Origin of the sequence: Mesorhizobium sp. CA15 (assembly GCF_020165215.1) — a bacterium.
Taxonomy (GTDB): Bacteria; Pseudomonadota; Alphaproteobacteria; order Rhizobiales; family Rhizobiaceae; genus Mesorhizobium.
In genome coordinates, this window is the sequence record NZ_JAIUHQ010000002.1 from 495,862 (window position 1) to 508,638 (window position 12,777).

Below are 12,777 nucleotides of genomic sequence, written 5' to 3' on the forward strand. Positions count from 1 at the left end.
TGACCAACGCTTCGGATCACGCGGCCGAGCGTCGGGCGGTATGAGGCGAAGCGCTGCCGCCAGGCGCATGCAACCAATGCTTCCTGCAGTCATTTCCGACATGCGCCGTCGAGTCGAGACGATCATCGCATCAGAAAAATCTATTATTCGGCTAATTTTAACTGGTATATTTCGACTCGTTGAAATGACTAAGATTCGTACCCCTCTCCGCACCCCTGATGCCAGCTCGCGAGTTTGGCTGTGAGCGGCTCTGTCGTCCTCCTGCACCTTGCCGGCGCGGTGGCGCTGATGCTGTTCGCCACCCGCATGGTGAAGACGGGCGTCGAGCGCGCCTATGGCGACGTGCTGCGCCACCGGCTGCGCGCCACCATGCGCAATCCGGTCATGGCGGTGCTGGCCGGCTGCGGGCTGGCGATCGCGCTGCAGAGCTCGACCGCGGTGACGCTGCTGGTCGGCTCCTTCGCCGGCGCCGGCATCGTTTCGGGCGCCGCCGGGCAATTGGCAGTGCGCGGCGCCGAGATCGGTTCGGCGCTGGTGGCCAAGCTGCTCACCTTCGACCTGACGCTTTTGGTGCCGCTCTGCCTGATCGCCGGCACGGTCATGTTCATGGCCACCGAGCGGCGCGATTGGCGGCAGATAGGCCGTATCCTGATTGGCGTCGGCCTGCTGATCCTGTCGCTGGAGATGATCGGTCAGGCGTCGGAACCGCTGCGCAACAGCCAGTTGATGCCGCTGATCGTCAACTATTTCTCCGGCGACTATGTCACCGCTTACCTGCTCGCCGCGCTGGTTACCTGGCTGTTCCATTCCTCGATCGCCGCCGTGCTGCTCCTGGTGACGCTGGCCGGGCGCGGCTTTATCCCTCCCGAGCTCGGCATCGTGCTGGTGCTCGGCGTCAATCTCGGCTCCTCGATCATCGCGCCCCTGCTTACCCGCAATGCCGATCCGGGCGTCCGCGTCGTGCCGATCGGGAACCTTTTGATGCGCGGCATGGGCTCGCTGGTGATGCTGATCCTGTTCATGACGCTGAAGCCGCCCATCGGCTTCCTCGGCGCCACCGTTCCGGACCAGATCGTCAACGCCCACATCCTGTTCAATGTGATCATCCTGCTCGCCGGACTGCCACTCGCGGGCCTCGTCTACCGCGTCTCGGAGAAGATCGTTGCGCTCGGAGCCGTGCCGGAGCCGACCGCCACGCTGGATGTCGTCGAACTGTCGGCGCTCAATGAAAGCGCGTTGGACACGCCGAGCCAGGCGCTGGCCAATGCGACGCGCGAGGTGGTGCGGGTCTGCGAGACGGTCGAGATCATGTTGAAGCGCATCATCGAGCTTTATGAGGACGCCGACACCGACAAGATCAAGGCGCTGGCCGCGCTCGACGACCGCGTCGACAGGAAGCACGCGGCGATAAAACTCTATCTCGCCAAGATCACCAGGAACCCGCTGACCGAGGATGAGGCATTGCGGTGCCAGGAGCTGATCGGCGCCTGCGTCAAGCTGGAGCAGGTCGGCGACATCATCGTGCGCAACATGCTGGTGCATGTCAGGAAGAAGCTGGAGCGCGGCCTGGAATTCACACCGGAAGGCTGGCAGGAGCTCTGCGCCTTCCATTCCTCGGTGCTCGCCAATGCGCGGCTTGCCTTCAACGTGCTGGTCTCGCGCGATCCGGAAACCGCGCGCCAGCTGGTGCTGGAAAAGGATCTCTTGCGCGAACGCGAGAAGGAAACCAGCGCCAGCCATTTTCAGCGCCTGCGCGAAGGCACCGCCAAGAGCGTCGAGACGAGCTCGATCCACCTCGACACCATCCGCGACTTGAAGCAGATCAACTCGCTGCTCGCCTCGATCGCCTATCCGGTGCTTGAGGAGCGCGGCCTGCTCGGCGGTTCGCGGCTGAAGGCCAGCTGAGGCGATCGGGACCTGCCAAAAAATTAGTCTTTGCTCATCCTCGCTTCCGTCGGCTAAGGAACGCCAGTGGACCTGTTGGGAGGACGATCCGTCGATGGACACGCATTCGCGCAGCTTCGCCAAGGCGCTTTCATGGCGCGCCACCGGCACGATCGACACGATGATCATCTCCCTGGTGGTCACCGGCAGCATCAAGCTCGCCGCCACGATCGGGCTCACCGAGGTCGTCACCAAGTCGCTGCTTTACTACCTGCACGAACGGGCCTGGCTGAAGATCCCTTACGGGCGCAAAACGGCAGCGTAGCAGCAAGCGACAGGCCGGCTTTGATGCGTCCCGTCAAGAAAAGCTAAAGCGCCATCACCAATTTCTGCATTGCCGCGCCCGCGCAGGCATGGTTTGAGACGTGCATTCCTCGCCTATGTTTTGAACCATGCTGCCGCTGATTGCCCTTTTCCTTGCCGCCTTCGCCTTCGGCACCACCGAATTCGTCATCGCCGGCGTGCTGCCGGAGGTGGCGCAGGGCCTCGGCGTTTCGGTGCCGACCGCCGGCTATCTCGTCTCCGGTTATGCCTGCGGCATTGCCATCGGCGGCCCGCTGCTGGCTTTGGCCACCGGCAAGGTTTCGCGCAAGACGCTGCTGATTGGGCTCACGATCGCTTTCACCCTTGGCCAGGCGGCTTGCGCGCTCGCGCCCGATTTCACCTCGATGCTTCTGCTGCGTGTCGCGACTGCCGTGGCGCATGGCTGTTATTTCGGTGTCGCCATGGTGGTTGCGGTCAGCCTGGTGCGCGAGGACCAGCGCGGCCGGGCAGTCGCGGTCATTCTCTCGGGGCTGACGGTTTCCAATATCATTGGCGTGCCCGCCGGCACCGCGATCGGCAGCCTGTGGGGCTGGCGCGCGACCTTCTGGGTGATGGGCGCGCTGGGCCTCGTCGCGATCCTCGCCATGCTGGCGCTGCTGCCGCGCACGGCGGGCGCCGCCAACCGGCCAGCAGGGCTGGCGCGCGAAGTTCGCGTGCTCGGCCGCCAGCAGGTCTGGACCTCGCTGATCCTGATGCTGATGCTGATGATCGGCCAGTTTGCGCTGTTCACCTACATCACGCCGATGCTGCTCGAGGTCACGGGCCTCGACGAGGGCCTGATCCCCTTTGTGCTTTTGCTCAACGGCGTCGGCGCCACGATCGGCGTCCTGGTCGGCGGCAAGCTCGCCGACTGGAAGCTGATGCCGTCGCTGATCGTCATGCTTGCCCTGCAGGCGGTGACGCTTGGCGTCATCTATCTCGTCAGCCCCTATCCGTTGCCGATGGTCGCGGCAATCGTCATCTGGGGCGGTCTCAACTTCGCCATCGGCGCGCCGATCCAGACGCGCATCCTCGCCTGGACGGCCGATGCCTCCAACCTCGCCTCCTCGCTGATCCCGTCCGGCTTCAATGTCGGTATCGCGCTGGCTGCCTCGCTGGGCGCGGCGATGCTCAATGCCGGCCTGGGCTATCGCAGCCTGCCGCTGGCCGGCGTGCTCGCCATGCTGGTGGCGGTCGTGGTGGCTTTTGCCTCGCAGACCTGGGAATGGCGCAGCCGCGCGACGCCGCCGCTGCCGGCGGCCGCGGAATAATTTAATGCATGTCGCCCAGAAGTGTGCAGCGGTTCTGGGACAACGACATGCATCAGAACAAAGATTTAAAGCGCGTCGCCTGAATCCGTTTCAGCGCGACGCGCTTTAAAGATCGATCCGGAACCTCAGGCTCTCTGCGCCGCCATAGGCTGCAAGTTTGGCAAACCGCCCGACCAGCCTGCCGCCATTGGCAAGCACCACTTTGTGCGAGGCAGGATTGTCGAGATCACTGGTGATCTCGACATGGTCGAGCCCGACCGCTCTCGCCTCGTCCAGCATCAGCCGCAGCGCTTCGGTGGCGTAGCCGCGGTTGCGCTTCCACGGCACCACCGCATAGCCGATATGGCCAAGCACATGCGAGGGCAGCTCCGACGTGCCCTTCTGCCAGCGAAAGCCGATCGAGCCGGCGGCCTCGCCATCCCAGATCCAGCGCCGGAATCCAGGCAGCCGCGGGACCTCGGTGCCGTCGGGCAAAGCGATGGGCGGCCCTTTCGCTTCGGGGTCGTCAAGGCCGGCGAGAAATTCAACGGGATCTTTCTCGATCGCCTCGAGTTGCTCGCGCGTCGCCTCGAGGAGCCGCACATTGTCGGGCGACCAGCCGCGCTCGAGCGCCGCCTTGTAGGACGGCAAATGTTCAAGCGCGGGTTTGACGATTTCGATCATGCTTGGCTTCCCTGTCGAGCCGGCATAGAAGCGACACGGATCGCGCTTAAGTCCCCTGAAACCGGATTTCGCCCTTGTTCAGGAAACAGGCTTTGTCGAACAGCGACAGGTCGAGCGGGTTCGGCAGCCGGATATCGCCGATATCCGGGAACGCTTTCCGGGCGCAATCATATGACCTGTCGACCTGCGAGATGAAGATGAGCACCAGTCCCCGTTCCCGGGCAAACGATTTCAAGGCGCGGATCTGAACCATGAGTTCCGGATTCTCCCGCTTCTGGTCGAGCAGTTGCAGATAGTCGATGACCGCCAGCGTGCCGCGCGGCGCCGCCCGCAACGCCTCGATGATGTAGGCGGCGCTGATGGCGTCGGAATTGTCGAACTCGAACAGGCGGTTGAAATCGGCCGGGTCGACGCCGATGTCACGGAACCGATCGAGGATATCGGCATGCATGTATTCGAGGGTGAAGAATACGGCGCGACTGCCTTGCTTCATGGCTGCCACGGCAAGTTCGAGGCTCATCAGCGTCTTGCCCTGCCCCGGCCGCGCCGCCACGAGGACCATGTCGCCGGGGATCAGCCGCGCCAACAGGGCGCCGGCTGGCGCAGCCTCGGCGGCCTTGGCCGCAAGCAGGCTCCAACTGCCGAAGCCTTGCTTGGCGGCAACGCGGTCGAGCGCCTGGTGGAGGGGCACATTTTCGCTGCGGGACAGAAGCCTCGCCTGGCGCTTCAGATGATAGACGGGTGCGGAAAACCGCATCGAAAAACCTCCTGCCGCGAGCAGTCTTGACAACCCCTCCTTATGCCTGGCGCTCGAACAGTTGGTTCGGTGATAAACTGCCCTGCATGAACGATGCTTCCCGACGGAGGGAGGAGGCGTGGGCGCGCCGGAATCAGATCATAGCTCAATCGAAGCGGGCCGAAAATCCGACCTCCCAAAAAGGCGTCGCTAAACTAGAAGTGTTTCGCCGATGCGTGCGAGACCTTCTATAATCGTCCATGCTGATTCACAGGTACGAGACATTTCGACGGGAGGGGCAAGAGGGTGCGGTTGAGATCTGTTCCGCGGGGCGCGGCCATCTTCTGCCTTGTCGCCATCCTGGCCGCCCTGACGGCATCGGTCAGCTCTTTTGCGGCCTTGCGGCCGTCGACCGTTCCCGACTGGCTGCAGCGCCATGTCGGCGACGGCGAAGGCCAGATCTCGCAGGTCGTGCTGGAGCGGGCGCGCGCGCTCTACCAGAAGAAGATCAGCGAAGGTTCGGTCAGCAACCCCTGCTACTTCGCCATGGATGCCACGCGTCCCGCGGATTTGGGCAACAGCGTGCCTGGCCAGCGCTACTACATCATTTGTGAAAGCAAGCAGCTCTTCCGCGCGGTTTCCTCGGGCCATGGCGGCGGACGCAACCTGAAAGGCGTTGCCGATTTCTCCAACGGCAGGCGCTGCGCCAAGAATTTCGGCAACGCCATGGACTCGGCGCTGACGGCCGGCGGCGCCTATATGACGGCCGAGACCAAGACGTCCTTCAAGGGCTACTATCGTGTCGGCGCGCAGAACGCGGTGTTCATGCGCAGCTTCATCCAGTTCGACGGCGAAGGCGAGGCGGCGAACGCCAGGCAGCGCGTGATCGGCGGCCATCCGGCCGCGATCTTGAAGGGCCTGTGCATGCGCAAGAGCCCGCAAAGCTCCTATGCCGACCATGACGGCCTGGTTCCGTTCGGCAAGCTGGTGAACTATGCCGGCGGCCGCAGCAATGGCTGCACCAGTTGGTCGCCCGCCGACGCCGAGCAGATCATCCCCCTCGTGAAGAACAACCCGACGACGCTCTACATCTATCCGGAATCACGCGACATCGCCGCTGTCGCCCGGGCCAAGGCTGCCGGCCAGGCGCTCTCAAATGCGGGCACCTATTGGAACGCGTCCTGCCTGAAGGAGATCGGCACTCCCAAATTCTGGCCGAAGAAGATGCTGGAGCCGATCATCGCCCAGTACAAGAAGGATCATCCGGCGCCACCGCCGCAGCCGGTGCCGATCTGCAAGGACTGACACCGTCGTCTATTGCAGCAACCCCTTGATGATGGCGCTCGCCTTGGCGAAGTCCATCTGGCCGGCATATTTCTGCTTCAGCGCGCCGATCACCTTGCCCATGTCCTTCTGGCTGGCCGCGCCCGTCGCCGCGATCGCCTCGCGCGCCACAGCCTGGATCGCCGCGTCGTCGAGCTGCGTCGGCAGGAACTCGCGGATGATCGCCATCTCGCCGCGCTCCTGCGCCGCCAGCTCCGGCCGCTTGCCATCCTCGAAGGCCTTGGCCGATTCCTCGCGCTGCTTCACCATCTTGGCGAGGATCTGAAGGATCTCCTCCTCGCTCGCCGGCGGCTTTCCGGCGCCGCGATTCGCGATGTCGCGGTCGTGGATGGCGGCCTGGATCAGCCGCAGTGTCGGCAGGCGGTGCTTGTCCTGCGCCTTCATCGCGCTCTTCATGGATTCGGCGATTTTCTCGCGCATCGTGCTTCTCCTTCGAATGCGGCGGACAATAGCTTTGCCGAACGGCCAACGCAAATCCCGCCAAGCCACTGATATTGCTGAATGAAAGCAAATCGGCCGTGGTCTGGGGGCGCCGCATTGACCGCTCCGGCGCGTTCGCCTATGTACTCGGTCCTGCATGAGACAATGAGTTGACGCGTGGGAGCCGGGCAATCCAGCTTCGCGCCTTGCTGCGCAAATGGTCCTCCCGACCGACTGCCGCGCCTGACAGGAGTGCCGCCATGGCCACGACCACCGCCCCGTGGGCAACCGAAAAGCCGACCGCCCTTCTGGTGCTCGCCGACGGCACGGTGATCGAAGGCCGCGGCCTTGGCGCCACGGGATCGGCGGTTGCGGAAGTGTGCTTCAACACCGCGCTGACCGGTTATGAAGAAATCCTCACCGATCCGTCTTACGCCGGCCAGATCGTCACCTTCACCTTCCCGCATATCGGCAATGTCGGCACCAATGACGAGGACATCGAGGATTTGCATCCAGCCGCCCGCGCCGGCGCTGTCGGCGCCATCTTCAAGGCCAACGTCACCGACCCGTCCAACTATCGCGCCGCCGGCCATCTCGACCAGTGGCTGAAGCGGCGCGGCATCGTCGCGCTGTCCGGCATCGATACCCGCGCGCTGACTGTGCTGATCCGCGAAAAGGGCATGCCCAATGCTGTCATCGCGCATGCGCCCGACGGCGTCTTCGACATCGAGGACCTGAAGCGGCAGGCCGCGGCCTGGTCGGGTCTGATCGGCCTCGATCTCGCCAAGGAGGTCACGTCGGGCCAGTCTTCGGTCTGGCGCGAGACGCCCTGGATCTGGAACGAAGGTTATGGCGAGCGGAGCGAGCCTTCCATGCACGTCGTGGCCGTCGACTATGGCGTCAAGCGCAACATCCTGCGCCTGCTTGCGGGTCTCGGCGCCAAGGTCACCGTCGTGCCGGCCAAGACCGGTGCCGAGGAGATCATGGCCATGCAGCCGGACGGCATCTTCCTGTCGAACGGCCCCGGCGATCCGGAAGCGACCGGCGAATATGCCGTGCCGGTGATCCAGGATCTCTTGAAGACCGACATCCCGGTGTTCGGCATCTGCCTCGGCCATCAGATGCTGGCGCTGGCGCTCGGCGGCCGGACCGAGAAGATGCACCAGGGCCACCACGGCGCCAACCATCCGGTCAAGGACCACACCACCGGCAAGGTCGAGATCGTCTCGATGAACCACGGTTTCGCCGTCGACGCGGACTCTCTGCCCGAAGGCGTCGAGGAAACCCATGTCTCGCTCTTCGACGGCTCGAATTGCGGCATCGCCCTGACCGGCCGTCCAGTGTTCTCGGTTCAGCATCATCCCGAGGCCTCGCCCGGCCCGCAGGATTCGCATTACCTGTTCCGTCGCTTCGTCAATCTGATCCGCGAACGCCGCGGCGAGGAAGCGCTGGCCGAACGCGCCTAGCTCAAGCAGCCGGCCTAAGCAGCGTCCGTCACCACCGGCTCCTTCGTGTGCATGCGCTCGACTTCCTTCGGCGTCGGCTTGGCCACCTTCGTCACGAAGACGATCACCGCCAGCGTCAGGAAAATTGCGCCGAGCACATAGGGAGCGCCGCCGAACACGACCGGCGCCGCCGGGCCCGTGAACCAGGAAAATATCGCGGTGTAGAGCAGCGGCGTGATGATCGAGGTGATCGAGAAGATCGAGGTCATCGCGCCCTGCAATTCGCCCTGCGCCGAGGGCGGCACCTTGGCGGCGGCGAGGCTTCTGAGCGGCGGATCGGCCAGCGCCTCCAGGCAGCCGGCCACGATGACCGCATAGATCATCCAGCCTTGCGTCGAAAACGCATAGCCGAAGGCGCTGAGCGCGGTGAAGGTCAGGCCGATCGCCGCCGTCCTCCACTCGCCGAGCTTGGGAATGATCCGCGGCAGCACCGTCGCCATGATGATCGCCCCGCACAGGCCGAAGGCGCCGAGCGAGAAGCCGATCTGCTGCTGGTTCCAGCCATAGCGGTAGTTTGAAACGAACGCCCAGACCGCCGGATACATCATATGGCCGAGCGTCATCAGGAAGAACACCAGCCCGATCCAGCCGATGCCGGGATAATTGCGCATCTGCATGAGCGTGCCGACCGGATTGGCACGCTTCCATTCGAAACGGCGACGATGCTTTTCGTCCAGCGTCTCCGGTAGCAGGAACATCGCGATCAGGAAATTCACGAAGGCAAGCGCGGCCGCGAAATAGAACGGCACGCGCGGCCCGAACGTGCCGAGCAGACCGCCCAGCACCGGGCCGATGACGAAGCCGACGCCGAAGGCGATGCCGAGTAGGCCGAAATTCTTCGCCCGGTTCTCGTCGTTTGAGATGTCGGCGATGAAGGCGGATGTCGTCGAATAGCTGGCGCCGGAAACACCGGCGAGCACGCGGCCGATGAACAGCATCGGATAGGACCAGGCGATGGCGCAGATCAGGTTGTCGATGGAAAAAGTCAGCACCGAGGCAAGCAGGATCGGCCGCCGGCCGAAGCGGTCGCTCAAGCCGCCCATGATCGGCGCGAAGACGAACTGCATCGCCGCATAGACGAAGAACAGCCAGCCGCCCTCGATCGCGGCCTGGCTGACGCTGACGCCGCTCAGTTCCTCCAGATAGGCCGGCAGCACAGGCATGATGATGCCGAAGCCGATGATGTCGAGCAGCAGCGTGGTGAAAACGAGCGCAAGGCCCCGCCTGGCGGTTTTGGGGTCGATCATGATGATAATCTCCTCAGGCCGCCCGGGGCAAAGGCGGGAGGCATCTTATAGGCGACGTCGCCGACAGGAACAATACGCGAACGAAGGCAATTGCCTCATCCTGACATCACTTGCCAGCCGCGTTGATCGCCGATCCTAGCCGCCAAAGAAGCGGCAGGGCCGCGTCAGATCGGACCGCCCATCGTGTTGCAGTCGGACAGCTTGCCGCTCTTTATGCCGCGCGCCAGCCACGTCTGCCGCTGCTGCGAGGTGCCGTGGTTGAAGCTTTCCGGCACGACATAGCCCTGCATCCTCTTCTGCAGCGTGTCGTCGCCGATCTGCTTGGCCGCGTTCAGCGCGCTTTCGATATCGCCCTGCTCCAGGATGCCCTTCTGCTGCGTGTAATGTGCCCAGACACCAGCAAAGCAATCGGCCTGAAGCTCGACGCGCACCGACAGCTGGTTGGCGTCGGCCTCGCTCATGCCTTGCCGCATCTGGTTGAACTTGCCCATGATACCGGTGAGGTTCTGCACATGGTGGCCGACCTCATGCGCCACCACATAGGCACGGGCGAATTCGCCGGACGCGCCGAACTGCTGGTCGAGCTGCTGGAAGAAGGTCATGTCGAGATAGACCTTGCGATCGCCTGGGCAGTAGAACGGCCCGGCCGCCGCCGAGGCGAAACCACAGGCCGAACGGACCTGGCCACTGAACAGCACCAGCTTGGGATCCTGGTAGGTCAGCCCTTCGGACTTGAAAATGCCGGTCCAGGTGTCCTCGGTATCGGCAAGCACGGTCGCGACGAACTGCTTCATCTCGTCATTGGCGGGGGCGTTGCCATTGTCCTGTGTGTCGGAGATCTGGCCGCCGTCTCCCGGCACCAGGCCGCCGCTGCCGTCACCCAGGATCTGCGATGGATCGAAGCCGAAATACCATCCCGCGAGCACGACAAGGATAACCAGGATGATGCTGCCGCCGCCACCGGTACGGCCGCCGAGGGGGATGCGGAACTGGCCACCGCCGCCCAATCCGCCGCCAGGCCCGCCGCCGCTGTCGCTGCGTTCGTCTTCGATGTTGTCGCTCTGACGACGGCCTCTCCAAAGCATGGCAACTCCTCGCGACAGGAATGTCCTGGAGGGACCGGCATGCCACCGCCCCCCTGCAGACAATTATCGCAACGAATACGTCAAGTCAGTATTTTTCGCGAGGTCGAAACCGACACTTTGCGTCCTGCAGCGCTATTCTCGTATCGAGCCCGAGCTCAACGAGCGGAGGTCATCGCCCGGCGGAAAGCTTCCAGCGTTTCGGCGCTGACATGGTGCTCGATGCCCTCGGCGTCGATGCGCGCCGTCTCGGCGCTGACGCCGAGAGAGCGCAGGAAGGCCTCGACCGTCTGGTGGCGGATGCGGCTTTCCTCGGCGACCCTGCGGCCGGCCTCGGTCAGGAACACACCCCGATAGGGCTTTCGCGACACCAGCCCGTCGGCGCACAGCCTGGTCAGCATCTTTGCCACCGTCGGCTGCGCGACGCCGAGCCTTGCCGCGATATCCACCTGCCGCGCCTCATTGCCGTCCTCGATCAGGTCGGCGATCAGCTCGACATAGTCTTCGACCAGCGCGCTACGGCGCGCCTCGCGCGTCTGCCGGAAACCCGCCGAATGGATTTCGGCATCGGGAAGCGGCTCTTCGCGTCGAACCGGTTTGTTCCTCAGCGCCAATCCGCGCTCCTCCTTGAATCGGGACCGCATCCATAGCACGAACCCCTGATGGTCCGGCCGTTTATTTGCATTCCCGCTCATGCGCAACCGGCGTTTGCGGCAGCCCCGCCGCCAGCCTTGTCTCGGTTCATCACGAAAGCACGATCAATGAAATATAGCATATTGCATAATGTTGAGCCATGGCGTAGATAAGAGGCACGTTCGACAATTCCAGCGGAAATCCCATGTCCGATGCCGATGCAGCAACCGTAGCCCGACCCGCATGGCGATTCGACAGGCCCGACGACGAGCAGCCGAGCCTGCGCGAGGTGAACGCCTCGATCGCGGTGCCGCGGACCGGCGTCTGGTTCCGCCGCCTGTTCGCCTTCATGGGGCCGGGCTACATGGTCTCGGTCGGCTATATGGACCCAGGCAACTGGGCGACCGACCTCGCCGGTGGCGCCCAGTTCGGCTATACGCTGCTTTTCATCATCATGCTGTCGAACCTGATGGCGATCCTGCTGCAGGCGCTTGCCGCGCGTCTCGGCATCGCCACCGGCCGCGACCTCGCCCAGGCCTGCCGCGCCTATTATCCGCGCCCGGTCAACCTGCTGCTCTGGATCGCCTGCGAACTGGCCATCATCGCCTGCGACCTGGCCGAGGTGATCGGCACGGCGATCGCCCTGCAGCTTCTGTTCGGCATCCCGCTGATCGGCGGCGCCATGCTGACCGCGCTCGATGCTTTCCTTGTGCTGCTGCTGATGAACAAGGGCTTCCGCTATCTCGAGGCCTTCGTCGTCGCGCTGCTGATCATCATCTTCGGCTGCTTTGCCATCCAGATCTTCGTCGCCGCGCCGCCGGCCGGCACGATCCTGCATTCGATGTTCGTGCCGTCGCCGGAGATCGTCACCAATCCGGCGATGCTCTACATCGCCATCGGCATCATCGGCGCGACAGTCATGCCGCATAATCTCTATCTGCATTCCTCGATCGTGCAGACCCGCGCCTATGAGCGCACCGATGCCGGCAAGCGCGACGCCATCAAATGGGCGACGACGGATTCGACCATCGCGCTGATCCTGGCGCTGTTCGTCAATGCGTCGATCCTGATCGTCGCGGCGGTCGCCTTCCACGATACCGGCCATCACCACGTCGCCGAGATCGGCCAGGCCTTCGAGCTGCTCTCGCCGCTGCTCGGCCTGGGCATCGCCTCGATCCTGTTCGCCGTCGCGCTGCTTGCCTCCGGCCTCAACTCGACTGTCACCGCGACGCTCGCCGGCCAGATCGTGATGGAAGGCTTCCTGCGCCTGCGCATCCCGCAATGGGCGCGGCGCCTGGTAACGCGCGGCATTGCCATCGTCCCCGTGGTGGTCGTCACGGCACTCTATGGCGAGAAGGGAACGGCCGAGTTGCTTGTGTTCAGCCAGGTGATCCTGTCGATGCAGCTGCCCTTCGCGGTGGTGCCGCTGGTGCAGTTCGTGTCGGACAAGAAGAAGATGGGCAATTTCGCCATACCGCGCGGCGTTGCAGCGTTGGCCTGGGTGGTTGCCGCCGTCATCCTCGTTCTCAACTTCAAGCTCCTCTACGACACCCTCGCCGGCTGACCGCGACATTCGCGCCGGCCGCGCTATCTTCGCGCCATGGCCAAACCGGACGAAGCCCGCAGATT

General features: G+C 64.0%; 12 protein-coding genes. 6 read left to right on the forward strand and 6 right to left on the reverse strand.

Translation table 11 applies throughout. The features are described from left to right. The first annotated feature begins 240 nt into the window (after positions 1 to 240). The 3 genes from LB515_RS05825 to LB515_RS05835 all read left to right on the forward strand — a co-directional run bounded on the left by LB515_RS05825 (position 241) and on the right by LB515_RS05835 (position 3,518). Positions 241 to 1,905, forward strand: a complete 1,665-nt coding sequence (locus LB515_RS05825; RefSeq protein ID WP_224707059.1) for a Na/Pi cotransporter family protein — start codon at positions 241 to 243, stop codon at positions 1,903 to 1,905. A gap of 94 nt (positions 1,906 to 1,999) precedes the next feature. After that, complete coding sequence (locus tag LB515_RS05830) at positions 2,000 to 2,209, forward strand: DUF2061 domain-containing protein (RefSeq protein ID WP_095766624.1); 210 nt, start codon at positions 2,000 to 2,002, stop codon at positions 2,207 to 2,209. A 127-nt stretch (positions 2,210 to 2,336) separates the two neighbouring features. Beyond that, positions 2,337 to 3,518 (forward strand): MFS transporter, encoded by a 1,182-nt coding sequence (locus LB515_RS05835; RefSeq protein WP_140838840.1) that lies wholly within the window; start codon positions 2,337 to 2,339, stop codon positions 3,516 to 3,518. Between the two features lie 105 nt (positions 3,519 to 3,623). On the opposite strand, the gene LB515_RS05840 is transcribed toward LB515_RS05835, so the two are convergent. Together LB515_RS05840 and LB515_RS05845 are read right to left on the reverse strand one after the other, a co-directional pair. Then, on the reverse strand, positions 3,624 to 4,181 hold the full coding sequence (locus tag LB515_RS05840) for a GNAT family N-acetyltransferase (RefSeq protein ID WP_224640107.1): 558 nt from the start codon (positions 4,179 to 4,181) through the stop codon (positions 3,624 to 3,626). A 46-nt stretch (positions 4,182 to 4,227) separates the two neighbouring features. Further along, positions 4,228 to 4,938 (reverse strand): DNA helicase, encoded by a 711-nt coding sequence (locus tag LB515_RS05845; RefSeq protein ID WP_224707060.1) that lies wholly within the window; start codon positions 4,936 to 4,938, stop codon positions 4,228 to 4,230. A gap of 285 nt (positions 4,939 to 5,223) precedes the next feature. Here LB515_RS05845 and LB515_RS05850 point away from each other — a divergent pair, with 285 nt between their 5' ends. Beyond that, the gene (locus LB515_RS05850) at positions 5,224 to 6,222 is read left to right on the forward strand and encodes a murein L,D-transpeptidase catalytic domain family protein (protein WP_224707061.1); all 999 of its coding nucleotides are present in this window, start codon (positions 5,224 to 5,226) and stop codon (positions 6,220 to 6,222) included. A gap of 9 nt (positions 6,223 to 6,231) precedes the next feature. Here LB515_RS05850 and LB515_RS05855 read toward each other — a convergent pair whose 3' ends face one another. After that, positions 6,232 to 6,681 (reverse strand): GatB/YqeY domain-containing protein, encoded by a 450-nt coding sequence (locus tag LB515_RS05855; RefSeq protein ID WP_224707062.1) that lies wholly within the window; start codon positions 6,679 to 6,681, stop codon positions 6,232 to 6,234. Positions 6,682 to 6,941: 260 nt separating this feature from the next. Here LB515_RS05855 and carA point away from each other — a divergent pair, with 260 nt between their 5' ends. Then, complete coding sequence (gene carA, locus LB515_RS05860; protein ID WP_095766618.1) at positions 6,942 to 8,147, forward strand: glutamine-hydrolyzing carbamoyl-phosphate synthase small subunit; 1,206 nt, start codon at positions 6,942 to 6,944, stop codon at positions 8,145 to 8,147. A gap of 14 nt (positions 8,148 to 8,161) precedes the next feature. Here the strand turns inward: carA and LB515_RS05865 are convergent, their stop codons facing one another. From LB515_RS05865 to mntR, 3 genes are all read right to left on the reverse strand, one after another. Next, entirely contained in the window at positions 8,162 to 9,433 is a 1,272-nt protein-coding gene (locus LB515_RS05865) for a TCR/Tet family MFS transporter (protein ID WP_224707063.1), read from the reverse strand. Between the two features lie 164 nt (positions 9,434 to 9,597). Beyond that, positions 9,598 to 10,518, reverse strand: a complete 921-nt coding sequence (locus LB515_RS05870) for a neutral zinc metallopeptidase (protein WP_224707064.1) — start codon at positions 10,516 to 10,518, stop codon at positions 9,598 to 9,600. A 155-nt stretch (positions 10,519 to 10,673) separates the two neighbouring features. Continuing rightward, entirely contained in the window at positions 10,674 to 11,129 is a 456-nt protein-coding gene (gene mntR, locus LB515_RS05875) for a manganese-binding transcriptional regulator MntR (RefSeq protein WP_224543103.1), read from the reverse strand. 224 nt (positions 11,130 to 11,353) lie between these two features. Between mntR and LB515_RS05880 the strand changes: the two genes are divergently transcribed. Next, positions 11,354 to 12,712, forward strand: a complete 1,359-nt coding sequence (locus LB515_RS05880) for an Nramp family divalent metal transporter (RefSeq protein ID WP_224707065.1) — start codon at positions 11,354 to 11,356, stop codon at positions 12,710 to 12,712. The last annotated feature ends 65 nt before the right edge of the window (positions 12,713 to 12,777 follow it).